Below are 25,613 nucleotides of genomic sequence, written 5' to 3'. Positions count from 1 at the left end.
CATGAAAATTTCAGTACCCTATTAAGTTAACCCCGTCACGACACAAAATGTAAACCCATGAAACGGAAAAAAGTAAAACGTTCATTGTTACCACTGGCAAACTTCGATAAGCACATAAGAACATCGCAAGGAAACCGATATTAATATATTAACAGCGGCAATGCTGTTAACAATGTCATCCTGTTGTTACCCCCGTTCACCTACAAAATCAGACCACAAAATGAAAAATGTAAGATTCGCATTAATGGCGGTAGCCGTTACCCTTGCCGCCGGTACAGCAGTAGCTACCAGTCTGCAAAACAAGGCTGAACGTGCTGAAACCAAGTACTACAAAACCAGTACGGGCGAGTTTGCTGTAGCAGGCATCAAGGATTATGACTATGTATGTGCATGGGACCATTTCGGTACCTGTACTTATACATTTGACAGCGCTACCGGCACCTACAAACCAAGTGAGGCCGGCAAGATCCTGTTCCTGAGATAAGAACAGTTGAATGAAATTATGAAACAGATGGGCTGCTTGCTGTAGCCCATCTGTTGATTTTTCCATTGTTTACGTATTTATACGTAGTAAAACAGGAGTTTTTGCACTTGTCGGGCAGGGTGAATTGATTGAATTTTGTGTCATCGATTAATTATTCACCCCAAACCCCAAAAGAAAATGCGCAAACATCTCCTGTTTACAGGTGTGGCTGCAATCGCTGCCCTGTCACTGTTTTCCTGCAAGAAAGACCAGCAGGCAACCCCACAATCGTCTATTGGTTCCACGACTGAAACCGGCGCCAGACTGGATGGCACTGATGAACTGGATGCAATCCTGAAAGACCTTTCACCGGATACCTACCTGTTGGCCTTCGAAGGATTACCAGCTAACAACTACATTACCAAAGCCCGTTATGGCAGCCTGTCCGAAGAAACACAGTTCTTTGGTCCCGGTGGTCGTCCGCCATTCCCTGAACTGGCGAAGATCGGTTATGAAAAGATCCCCTTCCGGAAGATCTGGATCAAAACCTGTCCTACCATGATCCCCATCCTGGATGTTGCCTCCCGTGCAGCAGCACTGGCACAGAAAGTGGACCCAAAACAGTTCTTTGATCTGGGAGTATTTGAAGTCGGTAAAGGACAACAACTGCTTGCTACCAAATCTTTCCTGGCTGCCGGTGCACGTTTAGTGCCCGATGCAGTAGATCAGAAAGTAATCGGACAGGCAACGCTGTCAAAATTCCGCCTGTCAATCCCAGCCGGTACACTGCCTTACTTTACCCGTGGTTTTTATGGCACTGCTGATATTACTCAGGTACCTACCGCCGGAGCCCGTCTGACTATCTACACTGGCCTGAAATGGGAAGATATCCTCAGAAAAAGGTTCCCCAACCTGATCGGTTGTTTCGATCCTGAAATCCTGAAAGATATCCGCGCCAATTTCGCCCGCCTGGATACCCGCTTCGAAAAACTGAATGTCGAAGAAGTAGCTGGTGGCGCCGTAATTGGATTCTAAGCTTTTTCACACACGGTTCACCAGTAATAGCATCCGGGGAGCGATTTCCCCGGTGCTATTGCTGATACTGATGTATGATTCAACTGATTTCCCCAAAAGTGTAGTCAGTACCCTGTACGCAATCACTGTCAGCGGACCAGGTACGGATATCACAACAGACGGAACATTCATCAGGGGCAGCATTACTCTGTCAGAGGCGTCGTGTTTGCAGCCGTGTTAACCGGGGGACAACAATGCATCATATTTATCATTAGATAAACAATATCTAATCATGATATCAACAAAACATTTCTGCTGGATAGGGCTCGCCATCTTCCACCTCACGGTAGCTGCCTTACACGCCGCTCACCTGGAAGAATGGACAACACACAAATCCTGGTGGCTGAAACAGATCACCGCCTATGGCGACTATACCGGCAGCGGAAATATCTTCAGCTTTTTCGCACCACATATCGGTAATGAAATAGCAGTGGTATACACGCTTGCAGATGGTACAGAACAGCGGGTAACCCGGCTGGAAAGCAGCAATACGGAGTGCAACCGCCGCATACAAACCATCTATAATTTTTTCAGCATTGACGAAGCCCAGTCCTTACTGGCAAAGAGCTGTGCTGCTTATATGTTACGTCAAAATCCTTCCAGCCAGATGGTACGGGTGACCGTCATCGGCAAGAAGGTCCCGGAGATGGCCGCCTACCGCGCTGGCGCTGTGCCGAAGTGGGAGCCATTCCTGGTAAAAGATTTCAGAAAAACACCCGCAAAGATTTAAAACGTTCCCACTATGCTTACCCATCTTAAACGCTTCTTCCTGGCTCCTTCCACGGGCGAGCCACTGGCATTTTTCAGAATAGCGATTGCCCTGTTAGGTTTAGTGCAGGGCGGTTGGCTGGCAGGGAGTATTACCCTGTTGTACGGCGCCAACGGACTCGTACCCTGGTCTATCAGTAGTGGTATTGTGGATCCTTATATGCCCCAGTTATCCTGGCTGCAACCATTGGTAGATGTGACAGGCATTGCTGCAGATACCTGGGTATATGTGCTGATGGGTGTTTACCTGTGTAGTCTTGTCCTCCTCTTATTGGGCAAATTCACCCGGTACGCCGCTTTTATTGCATGGGCATTACAGTTTACGTTTATTAACACCGGTTTTATGGCCGCATATGGCGTAGAAACGTTTATGCATATCGCCCTGTTCTATTGTATCCTGATGCCAGTAGGGGATGTATACTCCTGGAATAATTTTTCCCGTCATACCCAGCCTGCAGCCAATGAATGGAATACCTTGTCGATCCGGGTGTTACAGTTACACCTGTGTGTAGTCTACATTGCTTCCGGTGTCGAAAAAGCGATGGGTATTCAATGGTGGAATGGGGAAGCCATCTGGCAGACCCTGATGCAGGGACAGTTTGCCCGTTTTGATATGCGTTGGATGGCCAGTTTCCCATTGCTGGCCAAAGTGATCGGATGGACCACGCTGTTGCTGGAGATAGGTTATCCTTTCTTTATCTGGTGGCGCCGCACCCGCCCTTATGGCTATCTGGCTATTGTGCTGATGCATATGGGCATTGCCGTCTTCATGGGACTGCAACTATTCTCTTCTATCATGATCATTTTCAATACTGCGGCCTTTGGCTGGCCTTATTTGCAGCATGCCAACCGTGCCATTGTACAACCCCTGCGGGAAAGGAAACGCCTGCAAAGAGCCGGACAACTGGCTACACAGGCATTCTGGCACCAGTATGAATAACAGGCCTGCGTTCATTGGAGTCCGTTAACCCCTTAGTCCTGCCACCAGGTTGATCGTCAGCGCTACCACGAAAGTGTTCAGCAGAAAGGCCAGAAGGCCATGCAGTAGCGCTATACGACGTAGTTTACGGGCGCTGATCTCCACGTCTGATACCTGGAAGGTCATCCCGATCACAAAGGAGAAATAGGCAAAATCCAGGTAGTCTGGCTCTGGTTCTTCCGGGAATTCCAGGCCTCCTGCCTGTTTTTCCACTTTCTCCTCATCGTCGTCATAGTAGATATGGGCATAGTGGAAGGCAAACATCGTATGCACCATGGCCCAGGAAAACAGGATGCCGAATATGGCGACCGGTATATAGAGCAGTTTGTCTGCTTCTTTAGACTCGTCGGAGATCATCAGCAGCAATACCATCAGCATACTGGCAAAACAGGCCAGCAGGATCACGACGAACACGAATATCCGGCTGCCGTCCTCCTTCCTGGCATATTTCCGGATCTCCTCCACGCTGCGGTTAAAAAACACGATCCAGCAGGTGATGTTATATGTCAGCACAAATACATCCCATAATAACACTATTTTGATAAGCGGGGTTAAAGACGCTGCCTGTGTAAGCAGGAATACCAGGCCTGCGATGCCGGCACTGATCAATATGCGGTGTATCGGATGCAATCTGACGAAGAATCTGCCTCTCATGGAATTGAATTATCTTTAAATATAGCTATTACATGTTGTATGCCAAGGGCTGGTGCTACTGACGCTGAATCAGTCGGTCTGCCCCCTGTATCCCCTCTTCTCGCCAATGTCAGTTGCTAGCCTTATCTTTGCCGCATGAAGTTTGAGCAGTACCATATTTCCGAAGAGATTAAGAGAAGTTTAGCCGAGTTGGGTTTTAGACGTCCTACGGATATTCAATTTAAGGCAATTCCTTCCATCCTCAAGGGGGATGACGTATTGGCCATTGCGCAGACAGGAACCGGTAAAACAGCCGCTTTTGCTATCCCTGTGCTGCATATGCTGCAAAGATACCATCCCCGGAAGTCGAAGGGTGAAGTGAGATGTGTGGTAATGGTACCCACCCGTGAACTGGCCGTCCAGATCTCGGAAGTGTTTGAGAAAGTTGCTAAATACACGAAACTGAACATATTAGGGCTGCATGGGGGCGTGGACCAGGCACCACAGCTGAAGAAGCTGGCCCAGGGTGTGGATGTGCTGGTGGCAACACCAGGCCGTATGTTTGACCTGATCAGCCAGGGCTTTATTGACCTCAGCCAGGCAGAGATCCTGATCCTGGACGAGGCAGACCATATGCTGGCCCTCGGGTTCATCCGGGATATCCGGGATGTGCTGAAACATCTGCCCCGTAAGCACCAGACCCTGTTCTTCTCTGCTACCATCGATGAAGAGATCAAAGACCTGGCCTATTCCGTAGTAAGGAACCCTATCAGGATCCAGATCTCTCCGCAGGATCCCGTGTCTAAGAACGTACAGCATGCCGTAGCCTATGTGGAGATGGACGACAAGCGTTTCTTCCTGGAAAGACTGGTGAAAGAATTCCCTGAGAGTAAGATTCTGGTGTTTGCACGTACGAAAGTGCGCGTAGAAAGGGTGGTAGCTGCCATGGAGCGTGTAGGTATCAAATCCCTGGCCATGCATGGCGGTAAGGAGCAGGATAACCGGCTGCAGATAATGGACGAATTCAAGAAGGGCGATATCAAACTCCTGATCACCACAGATGTGAATGCCCGTGGTATTGATATCCCGGATGTGGATTACGTGGTGAATTATGACCTGCCGGACGTGCCGGAAAACTATGTACACCGTGTGGGACGTACAGGCCGTGGCGTTAAAAAAGGACAGGCAGTCTCTTTCTGCAGCGAGGAAGAAAAGCCGGTGCTGGAAGCGATCCAGGCTTACATTGGTAAGGAGATCACCGTCATGAAAATAGACAAGAATGATTACCGGGAAACGATTAGTTTCTCTGAAGATATCCCGAATGATAACTGGCAGCTGCTGCTGGATGAGCATAATAAGCAGCAGGAAATGCTGAAGAAAAAGAAGAAAAAGAAAAAGTAAGCCATGCGTAGTGGCTTACAATCCTTTCTTTAGCTGATGGGTTTTCCTGACCAATGAATGCGCCAGATCCTCCATCTTTTTTAATGTCTCCCCTGAAATATGGTAGTAATTTGACTGGAACAAACTTCCTTCGAATGCTTCCTTTTTCTGCACAGAAAAGCAGAGAGCCAACAGGCGGAATACATCCTGCATATTCCTGTTTTCTATAATGCCTGCTTCTTTTAAGATCCTGAAAAATGCTGCCAGCTCAGGCAGTGTCATACTGGTTTGCAGTTTGAAATTTTCCGGCAGGGTTTTGAACTTCTTCACACTCTTGGATGAATGACGTTTCATTCTTGACTGCAGGTATTTACTCTCTACCTGCAACCATTCCTTCAATAACGCGATAATGGATGGCGCATCATGACTATAGGCCAGTCCTTGTTTGACGGGTATCTGGCAGAGTGTTTTATGGATAAAGGATAGTAGGTCCAGCTGAGTGTGCGTGTCTGGCAGTTCTGCCAACTGCTGACTGATATAGGAAGTACAATAATGATAATAGTCCGTGCTGTTGAAGTTGAGGGAAAAGAGCAATTGCTGTAGTAACCCATGCTCCAGTGTATTGTCTTCCTGCGACCAGTATTTGAGCAGCGCCTGTTGCAGTTCCCGGAGGAAGTCCAGTTGATAGTAGTTCATCTTATTAGGCACTTCTGGCAGGAAAGCATCATACAGACCGAGGATCATCATTTGCAACTCACGACAAGTTTCATCTGTCTCATTGAACCAGCTGCGGATCACAGAAAGACCGGGAGCGATGCGTTGCCGCATCAGTTCCCGGTATACATTTGGCGTGACCGCCATTTTGTTATAAAACCTGGCATAGGTAAACATGAGGTAAAGAATGAGATCTTCCAGCTGATGACAGATATCATTACAGAGGTAGCGCCATTCGTCGTATTCTACAGGGGCGGATGTTTCCACTTCCAGCCAGCTGAAAGGCACGTCGTTGCAAAGTGCGGTAAGCTTCTCCTGGCAGGTGCTCACATATTTATGAAGGGTTTGTTCACTAACACCAGCCGCCAGGCACTCTTCAAATGCAAGCGTAATATCCTCTATGGCAGCCAGGGATTGTTTATGCATGGTACTGGCCATTTCATAAGCGGATGGATCATTCAGACGTGGTGGGTGCTGCATGCTGTCCAACAGCTGTTGCAGCGGTAACAATGGCGTTCGCATGGTAAAAAATAAATTAGGGATTTAGAAATCTACAACCAGGAATGACGTCTACGATTTCAGTATTATTCCTGATCCGCCATATCTTGCTGTTTGCAGGAAAATGGCCCGGGTGTGGTGTTACCGCTACCAGGCCAATATTCCTACAGCCGGGTCAACGATCAGCGTAATCGCGACGCTGAGGAAACAGTGGCATGAAGCGCCGGATGAACTTTGCGGTTACAAAAGGGAAATTTAATTCTGTTAACCTCGCATTAACTTATTTCAATGTTGAAAGGTGTATCATTGCATCCTGATTGAATTTTTTAGTCTGTATACATGTAGCCGGGCACTCCTGTCCGGCTAATTTCATGTATAGCTGATCAGGCATGCTGTCCCGTTTTTTCTTCATGATACTCCTGTTCCGTATTAATGGACCAGATGTTATCCTTCCCCGTTTCACCAGCAATGATATTGTCTACTGCCACCATCGCTGTGAGCATAGAGTGGTCAGCGTTGTTGTACTTGTGCATACCATTTCTTCCTACCAGGAAGAGGTTTGGAAAGGTGTTCACATAATGTTTCACTTCATCAAAACGCTCATAGGCACCGAAATAAGCAGGATAGGTTTTCTCTACACGTAGTACGGTAGAATCCAGCACATCGCTGGTATTGGCCAATCCTATTTTCTGCAGCTCACGGATGGCAAGTGCGGCGATCTTCTCATCAGGCAGTTTCCAGAAATCGTCTGTTTCATTACAGAAGAATTCCATGCCTACCCAGGCTGTATTAGGGTCTTTCACCAGGTAAGGACTCCAGTTGTTGAACAACTGCAGGCGGCCCACTTTTACATCTTTTTCCTGTATGTAGATCCAGGTATCCTTTAGCTGTAAGGGCTTCCATTTACCAGTCCTTTTATCCTGTTCAGATAGGTTTTTGAGCAGGATGCCTACGGTGATGAAATCACGGTATTGCAGTCCGGCTGCTACTTCCCGCACATTCTGCGGTATGTCTGCATCCATGCTGGCAATGAGCTCTTTTATCGGCATGGTGCTGAAGAAATAGTCCCCTTTTAGTTCTACGGTCTGGAGGTCTTGTTTGTTAAAGGCCTCTACGGCGGTTACTTTACCGTCTTGTGTATTGACAGAGATCACGTCGTGGTGCATCAGGATCGTACCGCCCATTTCCTGTACCTGGCGGGCCACTTCTTCCCACAACTGGCCGGGGCCGAGTTTAGGGTAGAGGAACTGCTCTATCAGGCTGGTTTCGGTATCTTTCTGGGCAATGTCTCCCGGTGTCTTCTTTTTCTTTTTAACGGCCGACTGAATAGCATGTTGAATAGCCTTGCGGATGCTCACGCCTTTGATACGTTGTGCACCCCATTCTGCCGGAATTTCGTGGCAGGGTACTCCCCATACTTTTTCAGTATAGTCTCTGAAGAATAGTTTGTACAGTGTTTTGCCAAAGCGGTTGATCATAAAGTCTTCCAGGCTATTCTCCGGTTTACGGGGCGATAGCTGGGCCTGAAGGTAGGAAACCAGGATAGAGATGGTGGTGCCTATTCCCAGTTTCCTTAGTGTATCGATAGAAAGCTGTATCGGGTAAGTAAAGAATTTGCGCAGGAAGTAGATGCGGGAGAGACGTTCTCTCACCAGCATTACTTTGTCGCTGTTGCCGGAGGTAACACTTTCACCGGGTGCTACCTGCCTGGATTTATTCTGATAGCTGATGGTGAACTTTTCGGCGCCTGTTTCCTGGGCGGGGAGTATGTTCAGCCACCAGTTCATTACACGGTCTGATTTCGAAAAGAAGCGGTGACCGCCGATGTCCATGCGGTTACCTTTATAATTAATGGTCTTTGAGATACCACCAATATCTCCTGACTTTTCCAGTATCACCGGAATGATGTCGGATCTCTTCAATAATTCGTATGCGGCCGTTAATCCGGCGGGGCCAGCTCCTATAATGATTGCTTTTCTTTTTACGGGAACCTGGCTATCTGTTTGTGGTATTAAAATGGGTTGATCCATGGGCTAACTTTTGGAGTCTATTAAATGGTAGTACGCAGTTTTCGTTCTTTCCAAAGGTAGGCGTGCCGGGGAGAAGAGAACTTAGGAGATGAGGAGAAAAACTTTGGAGGGACGGGTATAGGGGGCATAAAAAAAGCTCCTGACGGAGCTTTGTAGTAAACAATGCAAAATGAAATTTACATGCTTCTGCGTAATGCAGCCAGATTGCAGCCGTAGTGCTTTTCCACGTCTCTCACCATGTCTTCTATCCGCGTATAGCCGCCGATAAGGGCAAGGTCCCGCAGGGTACATGCTTTCTGCATGAGTGTGTGGTAGATCATCATCATTTTCAGCATGTGCAGAAATGGTGTGATACCCACACTGAAATGCGCCCGGAACCCCTGCGCCAGTTTCACACCCGGCATATCGAACATTTTAGCCACTTCCTGCACGGTATGGTTAATGTGCGGATGCTCAGTCAGGTAAGTGAATATCTGGTTGAAAAGGGCCGTTTGCGCCTCAGTAGGAGGCCTGATCTCGTCGGAGATGGCATCCTGCTGGGAGAAGTTGAGGAATAGATCCAGGCAGCAGCGTTGCAGGAAGTATACCGCGGGGGCCTCTATGTACCGGCATGACAGGACGCTCTGGATCAGCATATTACAAACAGCATTAATACGGTAAGGCTTTTCGTTAATAACGCTGGACTTCCTTTGCACCCTTTTGTTGGCGAGGTAAAAAAGACCGGGATACTGTTGTACGAGCACCATCAGGTCTGATGGCAGTATATTGATATGGAATGAAAGAATTTTCTTCCCCCCTTGCATGGGCACACGGGGCATGTGAGAGTAGAGGTTAAACAGGTTACACTGTCTTTCCTCCAGGGTAAAAGTATTCGTTTTAACTAACTCTGCACGCAGGGTGTCTTCATACATAAAGTGCAGCGCCCATATATGGAAGGGCGTATAAGGGCGCAGCACAATATCCTTACTGGCAAATACATCATGGAGCCATAAAGAGAATGGCCCTAGTTGTATATGCTGTGTCAGTACATTGTAATCGTCATCCTGCTCATAATATAAGCCAGCAAAGGGTATGATAAGGGGCAGATACTCGGATGGTATGTTCGCAGCAGGAAAATAGGCCTGGTCGAGGCGATCAATCAACAATAATTTGTTCTCTTCAAATAATGTAGGGTACATAATCGCGTTTTAACGGTCTATTTTGATCAACACATGAACTATAATTAAACCAGGCAGCAATCCGCTATTGGTTTGCATGGGGGCTGGTGATACGGGAACAATGCTTTATCGTTAAGCCGGTTTCGTTGGTATATTCCATCGGGAATCGAAGAACGACAATCGCTATACTTTAGCTAAGCTAGTAAATTGGAAAGTTAAGTTCGTTAATGAGATGTTAACGGATGCAAAAAATTCTTCAAAGTGAGGCTGGATACGAACAAATACACTTCCTGCAAGGCTTCCAGGATCTGTTTTTCCTGCTGTCCGGGAGCAGTAAATACCTGTAATATTGTCTTGTTACCTGCTATTAAGGGTTCCTGTGCCGTATAACGGCTAAGCAGCTGGTTTTCATAATGATTCCAGGCTTGTACCGTAGGGGCGAGAATGTGAATATTGAAGGTCGCTATTGGATCTTCCGCTGTCGAATTAAAACTTCCCCGGATATATATACGTGGTTCAAACTCATCATAACTTAATTCCAATCCTTCAAGATCTGACCAACGATTATCTCCGGTAATTTGACAGATACTTTTTTTGATCTCATGAATGCGTTTTGCCTGTGCATTCATGACATGTTTATTATATGCTTCATAAAACTTGATTAACGTATCAATTCTTTCTGCATTGTCATGGAAGTAGGCTGCCCAGTCTTCAATAGGTGCTTTATCAAAAGTATCGAGTAGTTCGGTATAGTGAGTTATCATGAGAGGGATGGTAAAAGTTGGTTCACTGCTAAGCTAACAAATGAAAAGTAAAAAGAAGTTAATATGAAGTTAATGTGTAATAGCGGCGCATCTCCATGGAGATGCGCCGCTGGCATGGGTTATGTTAGTTCCAGGTTTTTTCACCTTTCTTCATTTTTTCGAGGGCCTCTTTGAATGCACCCTCTTGTGGTTGTGCATCCAATGCTTTTTGTTCCCATTTTATTGCTTCCTGCTGATTACCTAATTTATGCAATAAGTTTGCATAAGTGTCCATCATTATCGGCTCCTGTTTCTCTTCCAGACTATACTTGCTCCACAGCAATGCCGATTTCAGTGCGGTAGTATCTGATACATTTTCAAATACAGCCCATGCGAAATTATTTAACATGTCATTTGACACGCCAGATCTGTATTTTTCTATAAGGCTGGATGCTGCGGGAACAAAATTGTGCCAATCCTTATTATTTATAAAATGAATTGCCTTGGAGCGTAACAGGATTTCCTCGCCAGGGGAACCATATTGTGGCACAATCTTCTTTTCCATTTCATTCCAATCTGGTGTTGCGTTGGCGCCTGTAACAGATGCCTTGATCTCACCATTGAATATGGCAGACATTATTTTATCCCTTACGTTATTATCCCCAATTAATTCTCCTGCCTTTTGCTGGTTTTTAAACATAATATCGAAGCCAGGGTCTTTTGTAGATCTGGTAAAACGCTGGATAAATGTCATATTTCTGAATGTAAAAGGATCGGACATGCTATTAATATAGGCTGTGCTTAGTTCCGGAATACTTTTCTTATCATTCACACGTATTGCCATCAATGTCAAATCTCTCACAAACTCCGGATCTTTTTTGCCATTATGGAACTGCTGTAACAGAGATGCATATTGCAGGTCGGGATTAGCGGTGTCAGCCACCTTGGCATGGAAAACACCGGGAGTCGCTGCATAGTTTTCTGCCTGTGCTAAAATCTGGCTATGAATCTTCCGGAGATCTTCATCAGCTATTTTGATCACTTCCCTGTCATACGTCATCATTCCATTTTCTTCTGTCTCTACATCAAATGGTTCTGTATAGATGGAACCGGATAAACCTTTTTCTTCAAGCGCCTTTAAGCTTTTTACCATGGAATCGTATTTTGCTTTAAATGCACCTGCTGGTACCGTTATATAACCCCAGCCTTCCATGTCATTCCATTGATGTTTTAAAGTGGCAACCCTTACACCTCCCCACTCACCGAGCACTTGTGCTTTACCTGGTAATGCTGGTGGAATACCGGGACCAGGATAATCATGGATATCTGTCAGATCACTGCTTGCCCATTTCTGAGAAGGTTCTGATGGGGCGCCACGATCGTAGTTCTCACCTGTATGCCCGTTCACTATACGGGATGGATCTGTCTCTTTCATCCATTCCGTCAGACGTTGTTGATCATAACGCTCCCAGCCTTCATTAAACAGTACCCAGGTAACAATGCTTGGGTAGTTATAGAGTTGGGCAATAATTTCCTTGTTCTCTTTTTCAAATTCATTCCTCGCTTCTGGTTTGTTGTTTGCACAAGTAACCATATCCTGCCATACCAGCATACCTGCTCTATCCGCATGATAATACCAACGTGCAGGTTCTAATTTGATATGCTTACGGATGGTATTAAATCCCATATTCCTGATCGCCATGATATCAAATTTCAGGGCTTCATCTGTCGGCGCAGTATATAATCCTTCCGGCCAGAAACCCTGGTCTAATACGCCCAAATGATAGGTGTACTTGTTATTCAGGAAGAGGCGTCCCACTCCCTTCTCATCTTTCTTCACTTCTATTTTACGCATGCCGAAATAACTGCCAATAGTATCTACTACTTTGCCTTTATACAGCAGCTTTACATTCAGATTATACAAATATGGCTGATCAGGGCTCCAAAGCTTTGCATTAGGCACTGGTAACAGCAGCTGCGTATTCGGCTTACCTTTTACTTTTTTACCATTGGATGCAGTGGCTTCCACAGAATAATCACCTTCTTTACCAGCGGTGATCACTTCCAGTTTCAGATTGCCTTTGTCAATATCGGGAGTTATACGGATGTTGTTAATATAAGCAGCCGGTACGGTTTCCATCCATACCGTCTGCCAGATACCGCTACTAGCAGTATACATTATATTCTGCGGGTTCAATACCTGCTTGCCATGAGGATTGATACCCTGATCAGTGGGGTCAAATACAGATACTTCCAGTTCGTTGTTACCATCCTTCAATGCATTAGTGATGTCAAAAGAAAAGTTCTGATAGCCGCCGGTATGGCCGCCTATTTCTTTACCATTGATATAAACAGTAGCCTGCCAGTCTACAGCGCCGAAATGCAGCAATACGCGTTTATCGCCGGTAATATCTGGTTTAGTAATAGTGCGTTTATACCAAAGACGCTGCGTAGGCTGCAATGCCTTTTTTACACCAGACAGAGCCGATTCCAGTGGAAACGGTACCAGGATCTGTCCGTCGAACTGTGTAGGTTTGGCTGCGTCTTTGGGCGTGATGGCATACTGCCATAAGCCATTCAAGTTCTGCCATTCGTTCCTGACCATCTGAGGTCTTGGATACTCCGGCAGCACGTTTTGGGGATTTACATCTTTCGCCCATCTTGTTTGAATACTGACAGGTTGCATCTGCCAGGAGGATTGGGAGTTAATTGGCGCCTGCGCGTAGATATATCCATGCGATGCACACAACAATGCAATGGCAGCAGCTGCTACATTTAATTTGTTCATGGTTGGTTGGTTAAGCTGTACTTAGTTATTATGCATGAATACGGCCTCGCTAGTCTGACAAATGCAGGCCGTAGAACATAACAAGTTGCATTCAGAGAAGAATGGTAACAGCTTAACCGGATATTGATCCTTATTTTCTCACTTTGCACTCATAATATGCCTCCAGGTGTTTCACCAGCTCAGCAGTGTCTTTATACCCAGTAGCGTCTGCTGTCACAGACAGCGAGTAGTTCTTTCTATGCAATAGATGAAAGGCCGTCATCATGCGCATCATGTGACTGAAATCTTCAATAGAAATAGCATAATGCTGCAGAAAACCCTGGGATAATTCTGCCGCAGGTAAGTGGAACATCCTGGATAAGTTCGCAAGCGAATATTGCTTGTGTGAGCGCTCTATCAGCAATTTGAAGATCTGCCTGTAAGTTTCCCGGTGCTCGAGACTGCTGAACAGGAATGGCTCATGTGCATGCGCTTCCTGTTGTGCATAATTCAGCAATAGGTCCAGGATGCAACGATGGATAAAAGTATGCGCCTTCCTTCCTGTATACTGGCAGGTCAGGATCCGCTGTATAAGCAGATCACAAACAGCACTGATAGGATGCGGATGATCGTTGAGCACACTGCTTGTTGCCGGTGCCGGGCGACTCAACAGCGGACTAAGTACAGGATACTTCCTCATGAGTTTTGGGAAGAACTCAGGGCGGATGTTGACATGTACAGACAGTACTTTCCTGTTGGCTTCCATTGGTATAGGATGTAACCCTGGGTGCAGGTTGAACAGGTTGCACTCCCGTTCTTCGAGCAGATAAGGGGGATTCCCAAGCCCTTCAATTACCAGACTGTCCTCATACATAAAATGCAGTGTCCAGATGTGATAGGGCGTATATGGCAACAATGTGATCCTGTCCTTTGCAAAAACGTCGTGCATCCACAAAGAGAACGGGCCGGTGCTAATGTGCTGGGAGAGTATTTCACATTCCTCGTCTTCCCTGAAATACAGACCTGCATAGGGAATGATGAGTTTCAGGTACTCAAGTGGCAGGTTGTTGGCAGAAATATAAGACTGTCTTTCCTTTTCGATCAATAGGAGTTTGTTAGCTTTAAATAATATGGATCGCATAGCAAAGTTTGTTTACGGTCGGTTTGATAAATGCAAAATGGTGTCTCCGTTTTTAAATTGGTAGTCAATGTTATTTAATGTTTTTAATCGTTCCAGGAATTGTTTGAGCGGCGCCCCTTTCTCTAAGCGGGAGGAGTATGTCTTCTCTGCTGTGGCCTTTGAATCTATGACTACCTTCACACGATAAGTACGTGCAATGACGTCACCGATAACGGAAATAGGCGTGTTCTCAAATACATAATAGCCGCTCTTCCAGGCAAGTACTGCACGGGTGTCAAAGGCTGCTGCTGTCGGTCTTACTCCCGGCTGGTAGTGAACCGCCAGCCCCGGCTTCAATGACACATCACCATCATTCGTGAGCAGCTTCACAGCGCCCGATTCCAGGGCTACTTTTACCTGGCCGCTATCATAGGTGTTTACGTTGAACGAAGTGCCCAGTACCTGTACGGTACTCTTCGGCAGATGTACCCGGAAGGGTTTTTCCTCGTCTTTAGCAACAGTGAAATAGGCTTCCCCATCCACGGTCACTTCCCGGTTGTCGTCGAATGCAAGCGGCATCTGCAGTGTGGTGGCTGCATTGAGCAATACATCTGTGCCATCGGGCAGGTGAACGGCATAGTCTTTCCCAGGAGGCACCATCAGGCGGGCCATGTCTGAACTATTGCCGCCCGACCAGGACAATTTCCCGTCTTCTTCCCGGAAAATGATCCCATTCACTTTCTGCTGCTGCCGGCTGCCCAGATGAAGCAATTGCCCATCGGGCAGCTGCAGCGCAACAGAATTGAGGGCGAACATTGAGATAGGGGCCGGCTGAACGGGTTCGTGCACCGGCAACATTATCTTGTAGACTACTGAGCCTACCAGCAGCGAAGCTGCTATACCCAGGCTAGTTCCTATGAATACTTTGCGTCGTTTACGCCGCCTGGCAATAGCAAATACCTGTTCCACAGGAAGCTCGTCCTGCAGACTCTTACGCACAGACTGTACATAAGCGCCTGTCAGTTCACGGTGCATCCGCTGCCAGATGGCATACGCTTCCGGCTCTTGTTCCAGCAATTTTTTGAGGGTGATACTGTCTTCAGGTGAAATGACCCCTGTTATTTCTTCCAGTACCAGTTGTTCGATATATTCGGTATCTACCGGCATGATAATCCAGTGAAAGTCTGATTCACTATTTAGTAGTCGCCGGTGTCAAAAAAGTACTGGGGGAATCACATTAATTTTTTCGGAGGTGTTGGCGGAGGATCTTCAGCGCCTGCTGCACATGGTTTTTCGCAGTCTGTACTTTCATATTCATGGTGGCCGCAATCTCTTTCAATTGCTTTTTTTCGATATACGACATGATGAACACTTTCCTGCTCGTCGGGCTAACCAGGGCCATCGCTGCCTGCAGCTGGTTACTGAGTTCCTTCGTCTCTAAAGGAGAAGCACCGGTGATAGTGGTGCTGAGGGAGGCATAGATCTGCTGACGATTGTTACGGTTAACTTTCTTCCTGATCTGGTCTGCACAGCGTTGTTGCACGGCTCCGAGCAGATAGGCCTTCAGGGTGGTATTGATCTGAACAGATGCCCGATGGTTCCACAGCCAGATCAGTACTTCCTGGACTACATCTTTGGCTTCATCTTCATTGTGCAGTAAGGTGTAAGCCCGGGAGAACAACAGATCAAGATAACGTTGGTATAAGCATGAAAAGGCAGCCTCACTTCCCTGCCGGATGAGTAGAAATAGTTCTTCTTCTGAATGGTTATTATTCAATTGATTCATAGCAAAGACTCTATTTTCATTGTGAGTAAATGTATCGATTTTGAAATGAGCATGAGTTAATAGCTTGTTAAAGGCTAAAAATTATCGGCATGAGTACTTTTTGTCATTTACTGCTACTAATATGATAATTGCCCAACATTGTTTTATGGGGATGCCCAAACCAACTATATTCTTCCCACTCCTCCTGTTATTGCATGCCTGCTTTTGGTACCAGGTAGAGGGGCAGGTCTATCCCTCTCAAAAAGTGACTATTGTAGGCCGGCAGGTTTCCCTTAAGGATATCTTTTCCCAAATAGAAGCACAGACTCACTACTATTTCAGCTATAATCCCGCGGAAGTGGACGTAAACCGTACCCTGGATGTCCGCTTCAGGAAAGCTGCCTTGCAGGACGTGCTCAATACCGTTCTCAAAGGCACTTATGCCTGGAAGCTCGACGACCGCTCCATCAATGTTTGGAGAGCTCCCTTGGTAATGGCCCCGAAGCCTTCACCATTAGAGATGCCCGATACGCCTAAACTGATCATGGGCAAGGTGCTGGACGAAACAGTCATTATCGGCTATGGTACCACCACCCAGCGGTTCAATACCGGGAACGTTACCACTGTTAAAGGCAACTTCATTGCCGGTCAATCGGGTACCAACGTGTTAATGGCCCTACAGGGCAGGGTACCCGGTATGCTCATCACCCAAACGGGCGGTGTGCCGGGTATGGCCATGAAAGTGCAGATCCGCGGACAAAACAGCCTGGTGAATGGTACACAACCGCTCTTTGTTGTGAATGGGATTCCTTATAACCCCATCCTGACCGGCGGACTGGGTTCGCAGATCTGGGGCGATAAGGCGTCTGCCTTCAACTTTATCAACGCGGAAGATGTGGAAAGCATCGATGTACTGAAAGACGCTGATGCTACTGCCATTTACGGTTCCCGCGGCGCTAACGGCGTAGTGCTTATCACCACGCGCAAGGGCCAGCCAGGGAAAACGCAGCTGACGGTGAATGTAAGTCGTGGCTTCGGACAAACATCCCGGAAAGTGAAACTGCTGAATACACAGCAATACATTGCCATGCGCCGGGAGGCGTTTCTGAACGACGGTGTGATTCCCACGGAAAGGAATGCCACTGACCTGCTGAAATGGGATACCAGCCGGTATACCGACTGGCAAAAGGAATTAACAGGAGGTACCGCATCAGTGACCAATGTCCAGGCCTCTGCATCCGGTGGTAATAAAAGTATTCAATACCTGCTGAGCGGTCATTACCGGCAGGAAGGCACCGTCCTCCCGGGTAAGTTCGGCGATACCCGCGGAGGGGCGTATTTCAGCACCAGCGGCGCCTCGGCCAACCAGCGCTTCAAAGCTGCCTTTAGCGGCAGTTTCCTGGCAGACAAAACCACCTTGCCCGGCATTGATTTCACCAGCAAGATCATGCTGCCACCAAACGCGCCTCCTGCGTACCTGGAAGACGGTAGCCTGAATTATTCCTGGCTCAATCCCTACATTGCGCTGGCAGGACCTCTTTTCGATGCCTATGTGAAAAATGTGCTGGGGAACGCCAGCCTGCAATACCGGTTGCTGCCCGGTCTTGTTGCCAGGACCACCTTGGGCTATAACTGGCTGAGCGGCCACTCGCAGACCATCCTGCCGCTTGCCATGTACGCACCTCCCACGAGGGATAGCAAAACAGGCTCTTTGCATAATTACGATTATAAGGCTATTTCCCGCATTATCGAGCCCCAGTTGAACTATGTATACCAGGCGGGCGCATTGCGCCTGGAAATGGTGCTTGGAGGTACTATACAGGGCTATAATGAAACGCGGAAGAATATCAATGGAGATGGTTTCAAAAACGATCTCCTGATCCGGGATATCAGTTATGCAGACACGGTATATAGTAAAACAGAAGGTGCATCGTATCGTTATGCAGCCCTGTTTGGCAGAGCAGGTCTGAACTGGAAGAACCGCTACCTGCTGAACCTCAGCCTGCGCCGGGACGGCAGCAGTCGCTTTGGCCCCAGGAAACAGTACGCCACCTTCGCCGCTGCCGGCGCAGGATGGATCTTTTCTGAGGAGCCATTTATGTGCCACTTACGGCGTGTGCTGAGTTTCGGTAAGCTGAGACTGAGCTATGGTACTACCGGCAACGATCAGATAGGCGACTACCAGTACCTGGACCAGTACAGTAACGTGGACGGCACTTACCAGGGTGTGGTGGGACTGCAACCCAGTCGTTTGTTCAATGCTGATTTTGCCTGGGAACTGACACAGAAGTCGGAAGCCGGCCTGGAACTGGGCTTCCTGAAAGACAGGCTCCTGTTCACCGCCAGTCATTTTATCTACCGGTCTTCCAATCAGCTGGTTGCTTATCCTTTACCGGATATCACCGGCGCTGGCAGCATTATTGGCAACCTGCCCGCTGTGATCAGGAACGCCGGCTGGGAATTCGTACTGACTGCCCGGCAATTCCGGACGAAGACGTTTGAATGGGCCTCCTCATTCAATATTTCCTTTGGCCGTAATAAACTCGTGTATTACCCCGATCCTACGATCGCCATACCTGGTACATCGGGATTTGTGGAAGGGAAACCATTGTCGCAGCTCTATGTGGCTACGGCTATGGGAGTAGATCCTGCAACAGGGGCTTACCTTTTTGCAGATGCCAACAATCACCCGGTGCCGGCAGAAGATGCAGTAGAAAGTTTGTCGGTGAACAGCTATCCCGTTTTCTTCGGCGGCTGGCAAAACAGCCTGCGGATAGGACGGTTCGAGCTGGAAGTGCTGCTGCAGTTTACAAAGCAGACGGGGATCAATACCACATTTGACCCCAGCGTTATGCCGGGATATCCGCAAAATCAATATGCCGTAGTATTATCCAGGTGGCAAAAGCCGGGCGATATTACCGACCGCCAACGGTATACCCAGAGTCCCGGTTTAAAGGAAGGCTATAAGAAAGCCATCATGAGTGACCTGGGATATGAGAATGCCTCCTTCATCCGCTGTCGCTATTTGGAGGCCGCCTGGTTATTGCCAAAAGGTATGCAACAGCGCCTGCACCTGCATGACAGCAGGGTGTATATACAGGCACAGAACCTGTTTACCCTTACCAGCTACAAGGGCCTTGACCCTGAAACGCAGTCACGGACAGCCATTCCTCCCCTGAGGGTGTTATCTGCCGGACTGAAAATATCGCTATAAACTGTTTGGAATGCGATGGACAATATTGTTAATCTGCCTGCTGTTTTGCGGAGGTTGTCGTAAACTGCTGGACCCCGGAGACCCGGTAGATGGCGGCAATTCGGGCACTATATATCAGTCTGACGCCAGCGCTGCTGCCGTACTGACTGGATTGTTCTATAACATGAGCAACGATGGAACATTCATGGGAGGAGAAGGTATTTCCTATCTCTCCGGTCTCTCTGCCGACGAGTTCCTGTTGCAGCAGGAGGATGAACTGTCTGTATCCATGTATAAAAACCAACCGAGGCCCGACAATATACCGGTATGGAGCTGGCTGTACAAGTACATCTACCAGGCCAATGCCGCTATTGAAGGATTGACAGCATCCAGCCGTCTTACACCGGCTATCAGGCAGCAATTGATCGGAGAAGCCAGATTCGTCAGGGCCTTCTGTTACTTCTACCTGGTGAACCTGTTTGACGAAGTGCCATTGGTGACCGGTACTGATTACAAGGTCAATGCTACCATGCGCCGTACACCGGTAGTGAAAGTATATGAGCTGATCGTACAAGACCTGGAAGCTGCCGCATCCCTGCTGCGGACGGACTACCTGCGGGCAGATATGATATCCATTACGTCCGATCGGGTACGGCCCAACAAATGGGCGGCTACTGCTTTACTGGCCCGGGTGCAGCTGTACCAGAACAACTGGCGGGCGGCTATCATTGCGGCATCAGCGCTTATAGACAACAATGCGGTATATGATACCGTGCCTTTATCCAGGGTATTCCTGAAAGACAGCAAAGAGGCTATCTGGCAGCTACAACCCGTGAACGGAACGGCTACAGGAGATGCATTGCTGTTTATACAACAACGCCCTGTTGTTGCCGCACCGACCTTCCTGCAGACATTGGAAAAAGAAGATTTGCGTAAACAATACTGGCTGGGAGAAGACGGTTATTATCCCTACAAATACAAAGCCGCAGATCCTGCGGCGCCGCCAACGGAATACCTGATGGTGTTGCGCCTGGCAGAGCAATACCTGATCAGGGCAGAAGCAAGATTACATACGGGCGACAAGGCAGGTGGACTGGAAGACCTGATGGTGGTAAGGAGAAGGGCAGGTTTACCCAGGCTCAATATTAACGGCACAGGCCCGCTGGACGATGCCATACAACATGAAAAACAGGTGGAATTATTCGCTGAATGGGGCCACCGTTGGTTAGACCTCAAACGTACCCATAAGATCAACACAGTGATGAAGGCCGCTACTGCTGCCAAAGGTGGCGACTGGAAAGCTTATCAGCAATGGTATCCCATTCCCCGGAGCGAGATATTGTTAAACCCCAATCTTACGCAGAACGAGGGATACCCAGAATAGACGCTGTCTCCAAATTGTTTTCCATTTTAGTCATCTACCTTTAGTTCAAACAATATGTTATGAAAAAGGCCAGAATTATTTTGGCGTTGATCGCCCTGTCTGCCATTTGGATGGCGACAATGTCATTCAGAGCCCAAAGGCGGCAGCTCAGTAACCTGTTTTACCGCACTACAGGTGTTTTCTCTCAGAATGGCGCCTCAAGGGTGCTTACCTATGCCGGAGAAGCTCCCTATCGTACTTTCCAAACGGATACCTGGGAGCTGGCGGTGAATCCTGGTAAGCCTGTGTATACAGGCACTACCCAGTCTACCACTACTATTGGTGGGGCTTTTTACTTTATTACGGTAGTAACGGGTTCTCCATGGCCAACCTGGCTGGGTATCTATGACGATAACGGTCAGTGAGCTGTCATCCAGTCCGGCGCCGGTTTACCTTTCAGATAGTGATCGAAGAACTGTTGTTGCCGGATGCTGAAATCCAGTTTCTGTGGGTCGCGGAATAACTGATGTCCTTCGTCCTTATACTGGATCAGCCATACTGGCCTTTGCAGCCGTCTTAAGGCAGTGAACAGCTCTATACTTTGCGCAAAGGGGACAGCATTATCGTTGTCGTTATGCATCAACAGGAGGGGAGTATGTACTTTGTTGGCACTGATTACGGGGGAGTTTCTGATGTATAGTCCGGGTCTGTTCCAGGGGGGAACGCCCATATTATTTTGTCCTTGCTCGTATAGCTGCTGCATGGCAGTGCCTGTGATCTTCCTGATGGCTCCATACCCGCTGAAAAAGTTAACCGGGCCGGCACTTGCCTGTGCTGCGGCAAACAAATTACTGTGTGTGATGATGTAGTTGGTGATATATCCACCGAAACTATGCCCCTGCAATCCCATTCTCTGCTTGTCTGCCCAGGGGAAGGCCGACAGGTACTTTGCTGCCCGTAATACCGCTTTAGCCGCGCTTTTGCCGGGATGGCCTCTCTTTGTCCGGATGTCCGGAACGAATACGATATATCCATTGCTGACATAAGACGCTATATTCAACGGGCCTTCACTTAATGCCGGTGGCAGGTACCTGTGCAGGTAATCCTTACTCCGCTCATAGTAATGAAAGATGACAGGGTATTTTTGCTGCGGATTGAAATTCGCGGGTTTGTATAACAGTCCTTCTTTGGTTAGTTCTACTGTCAGCCAGTTATAGTCTGCCTCTGGCCGGATATTGGTAACAGGTGTAAAGTGAATAAAATCATCCGTCAGCAGCAGATTGGGTGAAGCTGTAGCCTGCATCCGCTGCAGCAGGTAAACAGTGGTATCTTTTGCTTTAAGGGGTTTATATTGATCCAGCGGATATTGTGGCCAGTAATATAAGCAGGCATCCATTGTGCAGGGCACTACATTGTTGTTGTACCATCTCCCGAAACCATTTTCTTTTGTTTTTGTATCAAATGCCAGGAAGATACCGGGGAATAAGTACCGGAAGATGGTATGTTGCTGTTTGCCCCGCGTCAGGTTCACCGCGGGTTTAATGCCTCTTGGATCTACCTGCCAAACATCATCTGTAGTATGAATAAAAACGGCACTATCGCCGTCCGTCCATTGTGCAATGCCAATACCCTTTAGTAAATCGCGTGTATGGCCCGTAGTAATCTCATAACAGCGGATATATCGGCTGGAAAGATCGTACCAGGTCATAAATCTTTCCCCGGGTGAAATACCTATTGGTATCAATAGTTTTTCCTTGTTTGCCGCAATCATTTTCTGCGTACCCGTTTCCCTATCCACGAGATAAAGAGTAGCGATCACCGTTTTGTTCCAGTAATATTCCTGGTAGTTGAGACAGTTTTGTGTAATGATATACCGTCCTCCATCCTGGTAGGCGATTTGTGTACCGGGTGTATTGACAGTACACAGCTGTGCATCTTCCAGCCGGATGGAGACTGTAGTTTGAACAGGTGGAGGTCTTTGCAGATAGTAATTCAGGTAATGCCAGATCCTGATGGCATCCGGAGCAGGTAGTTTAGCAGGCAATAACTGGCAGGTGATCCGTTGTCCATCACGGGAAAGCTGTAAAGGACCCGTGCAGCTATCGTGTAGTATCCTGGTTGAATCCATATCCCGCTGATAATACCTGAGTGTACGATCAGTGATAAACGCCAGCTGTTGCCCATTGAATGCCGCCTGGCTGACAGAGCCTTCATAGACCGTTTTACTATGACCGGTATTGAGGTCTGTCCAGACAAGTGCATCGGATTTTTGCAGGATGAGCTGCTGTTTCTCAACAGCATAGGAACTTACCTCCGGCCAATAAGTCACACTATCTGATGCAAAGACAGCCAGGGTATCGCCCGGTAGTTGGAATAAAAAACGCTTATCCGAAAAGGTCGGATTGAATCCACGGGGGAATTCCCTGTGGGATGTATTATCCGTCTTGTGTAATACCAATATATCTCCTGTAGCCGGCGAGCCATACTGGTACCATACATACTGCCCATCGTCCCGTATGCCGTAAGCAGGGGACAGCCTTGTCCAGGTACGATAACTATCATTAGTGATCAGCGGTTTTTGAGACCACGCCATTAAATAGCAGCAGCAGAGTAGGAAAGGGAGCGATATTCTTGTGGTGGTTAACACGGAGGTGCTTTAAACGCTATTTAAATTAGCATTTAACCAGTAATTTTAAGCACTTTCAAAAATATTCTCTATCTCCAAACTTAGCTATCGGCCCGGCCCTTTAAATTCCTGCATATGATGAGAATGCGTTTTACGAGATATGTATACCTGGCGATGTTCACCATGCTGCTGCAGTTTATTGTCTTCAAATACTTTTATCCATTCCCCAATTTCATGCAGGATTCCTACAATTATCTACGCAGCGCTTATACCAACGCAGATGCCAATATGTGGCCGGTAGGCTATGCAAAACTGATCCGCTTTGTTGGTTTGTTCACCCATTGGGATACAGCGTTGGTCTTCGCACAATTCTGCTTTTATCATGTCTGCGCACTGTATTTCTTTTATACCGTACTTGACCTGACAACAGTTGGGAAATGGCCCCGCAGATTGATCTTTGCTTTCCTGTTCTTAAATCCTGCCATCCTTTACCTGAGCAATTATGTAACCAGTGATGTTTACTTTATCGGTATCAGCCTTATATGGATATCCCAGTTGTTCAGACTGGTGTATCAACCTTCAAAGTGGTTGTTAGCTGTCCATTTGCTGGTGCTGCTGCTGGCTTATACCGTCCGGTATCATGCCTTGATCTATCCCATCGTCAGTATTACCGTCATCGTGTTTTGTGCTTTTACCGTCCGTGTTAAAATAGCCAGTGGACTGATCATGGCGGGCATGATCGGCGGCTTTATGTTATACACAACCTATCAATCTGAAAAGGTGATGGCCACGCGGCAGTTCTCCGCCTTCAGCGGATGGCAGATGGCTAATAATGCCGTACATGCCTATGCGCATATGCCGAAGCGCCCTCCTTTACAGGTGCCACCAGAATTTGCGGCAGTACATAATAAGGTGAATGCATACATAGATTCGCTGCAACATATTCCTATGTCCCAACGTCCTGATGGCCCACTGATGGCTTTTTATCTATGGGATGCCACTTCTCCTTTGCAACCTTCACCTGGTGCTGTAAACATTGCAGACAATGCCGTTCATCTCCGGCAAATGGCGGCTGTGGCGCCATTGTACAATGACTACGGCAAATACCTGATCAGCCAATACCCTGTACCATATTTCCGGTATTTTCTACTGCCGAATTTTTTCCAGTATGCATATCCTCCGGTAGAGAACCTGGCCTTGTACAATGACGGGCGTGACACCGTATGGCCTATTGCCCAGACCTGGTTCCATTATCCTTCCAATAAGATCTATACCGTTTCCAATAAACGGGAACTGATCATTTTCGATTATTATCCTGTACTCATGGTTTTCATTATCCTGTTATTCATTTCCGGATGGATTGCATATTACCGGGTGTCCGGTCCTTCGTTTGCGGACATAAAATTCCGTAGTGCGCTAAGGATAGGCACCTTTTACTGGATCGTACACTATGGGTTCAGCGTATTGGCTTCACCGGTGGTGTTACGATATCAATTGTTTAATATGATATTGGGCGTGGTGTTTGGCGTGTTGTTATGGGAAGTGGTGTTGCGAGCGGATAAACGCAGGCAACAGATGTAATGGTACAATTATAGCTGCTCTTCTTTTTTTTGGGGCGTTGATTCACTGTCTTCGCAATCATCTTCAGCGGTGTATACATCCACAAGCTTTATCGCATTTATCCTCTCTTTAAAGCCTTCGTTATAAAAGTTAATAGCAAGAAATATAAATAACGGCAATTTGCTTCCCTTATCCAGCTTTACTGTCAGCTGTTTATTTTCTATTCCGGGATCAGAAAAAGGCAACATGCCGGAAGATGCCCATTTGATGTTAAATGACTGTTGTGAGAAATTAATATTAGCAACAGCTAACCTGATTTCCAGGTCGGTAGCAGTAGCTGCCAATGGATGTGGCTCCGGAGATTCCTGAATGATAGGCCACAAATTCATCTTGACCTTCTTTTTGTCTATCCTGAAATGAACCAGGGTCTCAGGAAATATCTCATGAAATGGAATCCCTGTATTCAACTCGACATTTATCAGCAATTTGAGGTCACCATCAGCAGGCTTGCACTCTCCCCGGGGATTTGATTTGTCGGATCGGAGTACCTGCGACATTGCTTTGGTGAGCCGCCATTGGCGACTTCTGTCATGTACCGGCTCCATAATGTTTTCCATTACAGTGCGCAGCAGTTTTGCTGATCTGGCAGCCGTTGTAAAGTCCTGCCAGTTTTTGCGAACGTTCTCAAATGAAGGATCATTGTGGAGGCGTTCAGATGAATGGCCACGAAGGCGTTTGAGCTTGTGTCTGCTCGTTTTGTTCTTTTTCATAAAGATTATA

The 25,613-nt window shown here is 47.4% G+C and carries 21 protein-coding genes; 9 read left to right on the top strand and 12 right to left on the bottom strand.

The window, feature by feature from the left end:
- The first annotated feature begins 220 nt into the window (after nt 1–220).
- Both BLR32_RS02685 and BLR32_RS02680 read left to right on the top strand, forming a co-directional pair.
- A complete protein-coding gene (locus BLR32_RS02685; protein WP_245705336.1) occupies nt 221–484 on the top strand; it encodes a hypothetical protein in 264 nt (87 codons plus the stop codon).
- A gap of 177 nt (nt 485–661) precedes the next feature.
- A complete protein-coding gene (locus BLR32_RS02680) occupies nt 662–1,498 on the top strand; it encodes a hypothetical protein (protein ID WP_089828696.1) in 837 nt (278 codons plus the stop codon).
- Between the two features lie 6 nt (nt 1,499–1,504).
- Here BLR32_RS02680 and BLR32_RS33925 read toward each other — a convergent pair whose 3' ends face one another.
- Nucleotides 1,505–1,669 carry a hypothetical protein gene (locus tag BLR32_RS33925; RefSeq protein ID WP_176842140.1) on the bottom strand — a complete coding sequence of 55 codons (165 nt, stop codon included), beginning with the start codon at nt 1,667–1,669 and terminating at the stop codon, nt 1,505–1,507.
- Nucleotides 1,670–1,769: 100 nt separating this feature from the next.
- Here BLR32_RS33925 and BLR32_RS02675 point away from each other — a divergent pair, with 100 nt between their 5' ends.
- Together BLR32_RS02675 and BLR32_RS02670 are read left to right on the top strand one after the other, a co-directional pair.
- Nucleotides 1,770–2,267 (top strand): hypothetical protein, encoded by a 498-nt coding sequence (locus BLR32_RS02675; RefSeq protein WP_089828695.1) that lies wholly within the window; start codon nt 1,770–1,772, stop codon nt 2,265–2,267.
- Nucleotides 2,268–2,279: 12 nt separating this feature from the next.
- Entirely contained in the window at nt 2,280–3,245 is a 966-nt protein-coding gene (locus BLR32_RS02670) for an HTTM domain-containing protein (protein ID WP_089828694.1), read from the top strand.
- Nucleotides 3,246–3,269: 24 nt separating this feature from the next.
- On the opposite strand, the gene BLR32_RS02665 is transcribed toward BLR32_RS02670, so the two are convergent.
- Nucleotides 3,270–3,938, bottom strand: coding sequence for a DUF1345 domain-containing protein (locus BLR32_RS02665; RefSeq protein WP_089828693.1), 669 nt, complete (start codon nt 3,936–3,938; stop codon nt 3,270–3,272).
- A 135-nt stretch (nt 3,939–4,073) separates the two neighbouring features.
- Between BLR32_RS02665 and BLR32_RS02660 the strand changes: the two genes are divergently transcribed.
- The gene (locus BLR32_RS02660; RefSeq protein ID WP_089828692.1) at nt 4,074–5,318 is read left to right on the top strand and encodes a DEAD/DEAH box helicase; all 1,245 of its coding nucleotides are present in this window, start codon (nt 4,074–4,076) and stop codon (nt 5,316–5,318) included.
- 15 nt (nt 5,319–5,333) lie between these two features.
- Here BLR32_RS02660 and BLR32_RS02655 read toward each other — a convergent pair whose 3' ends face one another.
- The 8 genes from BLR32_RS02655 to BLR32_RS02620 form a co-directional block, all read right to left on the bottom strand.
- Nucleotides 5,334–6,533 (bottom strand): hypothetical protein, encoded by a 1,200-nt coding sequence (locus BLR32_RS02655; RefSeq protein ID WP_143011340.1) that lies wholly within the window; start codon nt 6,531–6,533, stop codon nt 5,334–5,336.
- A 359-nt stretch (nt 6,534–6,892) separates the two neighbouring features.
- Nucleotides 6,893–8,539, bottom strand: a complete 1,647-nt coding sequence (locus tag BLR32_RS02650; protein ID WP_089828690.1) for an NAD(P)/FAD-dependent oxidoreductase — start codon at nt 8,537–8,539, stop codon at nt 6,893–6,895.
- Nucleotides 8,540–8,715: 176 nt separating this feature from the next.
- A complete protein-coding gene (locus BLR32_RS02645; RefSeq protein WP_089828689.1) occupies nt 8,716–9,717 on the bottom strand; it encodes a helix-turn-helix domain-containing protein in 1,002 nt (333 codons plus the stop codon).
- A 203-nt stretch (nt 9,718–9,920) separates the two neighbouring features.
- The gene (locus BLR32_RS02640) at nt 9,921–10,460 is read right to left on the bottom strand and encodes a hypothetical protein (protein WP_089828688.1); all 540 of its coding nucleotides are present in this window, start codon (nt 10,458–10,460) and stop codon (nt 9,921–9,923) included.
- A 124-nt stretch (nt 10,461–10,584) separates the two neighbouring features.
- Complete coding sequence (locus BLR32_RS02635; protein ID WP_089828687.1) at nt 10,585–13,227, bottom strand: glycoside hydrolase family 2 protein; 2,643 nt, start codon at nt 13,225–13,227, stop codon at nt 10,585–10,587.
- A gap of 130 nt (nt 13,228–13,357) precedes the next feature.
- Entirely contained in the window at nt 13,358–14,347 is a 990-nt protein-coding gene (locus BLR32_RS02630) for a helix-turn-helix domain-containing protein (RefSeq protein WP_089828686.1), read from the bottom strand.
- Nucleotides 14,348–14,359: 12 nt separating this feature from the next.
- Nucleotides 14,360–15,493, bottom strand: a complete 1,134-nt coding sequence (locus tag BLR32_RS02625) for a FecR family protein (protein ID WP_089828685.1) — start codon at nt 15,491–15,493, stop codon at nt 14,360–14,362.
- A 70-nt stretch (nt 15,494–15,563) separates the two neighbouring features.
- Nucleotides 15,564–16,112: an RNA polymerase sigma factor gene (locus BLR32_RS02620; protein WP_089828684.1), complete on the bottom strand. Its 549-nt coding sequence runs from the start codon at nt 16,110–16,112 to the stop codon at nt 15,564–15,566.
- Between the two features lie 145 nt (nt 16,113–16,257).
- Here BLR32_RS02620 and BLR32_RS02615 point away from each other — a divergent pair, with 145 nt between their 5' ends.
- Genes BLR32_RS02615 through BLR32_RS02605 form a run of 3 tightly spaced genes read left to right on the top strand, consistent with a single transcriptional unit; the run spans nt 16,258 to nt 21,072 of the window.
- Nucleotides 16,258–19,305 carry a SusC/RagA family TonB-linked outer membrane protein gene (locus BLR32_RS02615; RefSeq protein ID WP_176842139.1) on the top strand — a complete coding sequence of 1,016 codons (3,048 nt, stop codon included), beginning with the start codon at nt 16,258–16,260 and terminating at the stop codon, nt 19,303–19,305.
- A gap of 10 nt (nt 19,306–19,315) precedes the next feature.
- Entirely contained in the window at nt 19,316–20,668 is a 1,353-nt protein-coding gene (locus BLR32_RS02610; RefSeq protein WP_089828682.1) for a RagB/SusD family nutrient uptake outer membrane protein, read from the top strand.
- A 59-nt stretch (nt 20,669–20,727) separates the two neighbouring features.
- The gene (locus BLR32_RS02605) at nt 20,728–21,072 is read left to right on the top strand and encodes a hypothetical protein (RefSeq protein ID WP_089828681.1); all 345 of its coding nucleotides are present in this window, start codon (nt 20,728–20,730) and stop codon (nt 21,070–21,072) included.
- Here BLR32_RS02605 and BLR32_RS02600 read toward each other — a convergent pair.
- Nucleotides 21,066–23,240, bottom strand: a complete 2,175-nt coding sequence (locus BLR32_RS02600) for an alpha/beta hydrolase family protein (RefSeq protein ID WP_089828680.1) — start codon at nt 23,238–23,240, stop codon at nt 21,066–21,068. The genes BLR32_RS02605 and BLR32_RS02600 overlap by 7 nt on opposite strands.
- A 168-nt stretch (nt 23,241–23,408) precedes the next feature.
- On the opposite strand from BLR32_RS02600, the gene BLR32_RS02595 reads away from it, so the two are divergent.
- Nucleotides 23,409–24,854: a hypothetical protein gene (locus BLR32_RS02595; RefSeq protein ID WP_143011339.1), complete on the top strand. Its 1,446-nt coding sequence runs from the start codon at nt 23,409–23,411 to the stop codon at nt 24,852–24,854.
- Nucleotides 24,855–24,862: 8 nt separating this feature from the next.
- On the opposite strand, the gene BLR32_RS02590 is transcribed toward BLR32_RS02595, so the two are convergent.
- A complete protein-coding gene (locus BLR32_RS02590) occupies nt 24,863–25,603 on the bottom strand; it encodes a hypothetical protein (RefSeq protein WP_089828678.1) in 741 nt (246 codons plus the stop codon).
- Between the last annotated feature and the right edge of the window lie 10 nt (nt 25,604–25,613).

The organism is Chitinophaga filiformis (genome assembly GCF_900102545.1).
In the GTDB taxonomy this organism is placed as follows: domain Bacteria; phylum Bacteroidota; class Bacteroidia; order Chitinophagales; family Chitinophagaceae; genus Chitinophaga; species Chitinophaga filiformis.
This window is presented reverse-complemented; position numbering and strand designations above follow the sequence as displayed.

Coding starts and splice junctions, on each gene's coding strand:
- BLR32_RS02635 (WP_089828687.1), bottom strand. CDS start 13,227: ATGAACAAATTAAATGTAGCAGCTGCTGCCATTGCATTGTTGTGTGCA.
- BLR32_RS02615 (WP_176842139.1), top strand. CDS start 16,258: ATGGGGATGCCCAAACCAACTATATTCTTCCCACTCCTCCTGTTATTG.
- BLR32_RS02670 (WP_089828694.1), top strand. CDS start 2,280: ATGCTTACCCATCTTAAACGCTTCTTCCTGGCTCCTTCCACGGGCGAG.
- BLR32_RS02620 (WP_089828684.1), bottom strand. CDS start 16,112: ATGAATCAATTGAATAATAACCATTCAGAAGAAGAACTATTTCTACTC.
- BLR32_RS02675 (WP_089828695.1), top strand. CDS start 1,770: ATGATATCAACAAAACATTTCTGCTGGATAGGGCTCGCCATCTTCCAC.
- BLR32_RS02665 (WP_089828693.1), bottom strand. CDS start 3,938: ATGAGAGGCAGATTCTTCGTCAGATTGCATCCGATACACCGCATATTG.
- BLR32_RS02625 (WP_089828685.1), bottom strand. CDS start 15,493: ATGCCGGTAGATACCGAATATATCGAACAACTGGTACTGGAAGAAATA.
- BLR32_RS02660 (WP_089828692.1), top strand. CDS start 4,074: ATGAAGTTTGAGCAGTACCATATTTCCGAAGAGATTAAGAGAAGTTTA.
- BLR32_RS02630 (WP_089828686.1), bottom strand. CDS start 14,347: ATGCGATCCATATTATTTAAAGCTAACAAACTCCTATTGATCGAAAAG.
- BLR32_RS02655 (WP_143011340.1), bottom strand. CDS start 6,533: ATGCGAACGCCATTGTTACCGCTGCAACAGCTGTTGGACAGCATGCAG.
- BLR32_RS02590 (WP_089828678.1), bottom strand. CDS start 25,603: ATGAAAAAGAACAAAACGAGCAGACACAAGCTCAAACGCCTTCGTGGC.
- BLR32_RS02610 (WP_089828682.1), top strand. CDS start 19,316: ATGCGATGGACAATATTGTTAATCTGCCTGCTGTTTTGCGGAGGTTGT.
- BLR32_RS33925 (WP_176842140.1), bottom strand. CDS start 1,669: ATGAATGTTCCGTCTGTTGTGATATCCGTACCTGGTCCGCTGACAGTG.
- BLR32_RS02595 (WP_143011339.1), top strand. CDS start 23,409: ATGATGAGAATGCGTTTTACGAGATATGTATACCTGGCGATGTTCACC.
- BLR32_RS02685 (WP_245705336.1), top strand. CDS start 221: ATGAAAAATGTAAGATTCGCATTAATGGCGGTAGCCGTTACCCTTGCC.
- BLR32_RS02680 (WP_089828696.1), top strand. CDS start 662: ATGCGCAAACATCTCCTGTTTACAGGTGTGGCTGCAATCGCTGCCCTG.
- BLR32_RS02605 (WP_089828681.1), top strand. CDS start 20,728: ATGAAAAAGGCCAGAATTATTTTGGCGTTGATCGCCCTGTCTGCCATT.
- BLR32_RS02640 (WP_089828688.1), bottom strand. CDS start 10,460: ATGATAACTCACTATACCGAACTACTCGATACTTTTGATAAAGCACCT.
- BLR32_RS02650 (WP_089828690.1), bottom strand. CDS start 8,539: ATGGATCAACCCATTTTAATACCACAAACAGATAGCCAGGTTCCCGTA.
- BLR32_RS02645 (WP_089828689.1), bottom strand. CDS start 9,717: ATGTACCCTACATTATTTGAAGAGAACAAATTATTGTTGATTGATCGC.
- BLR32_RS02600 (WP_089828680.1), bottom strand. CDS start 23,240: ATGGCGTGGTCTCAAAAACCGCTGATCACTAATGATAGTTATCGTACC.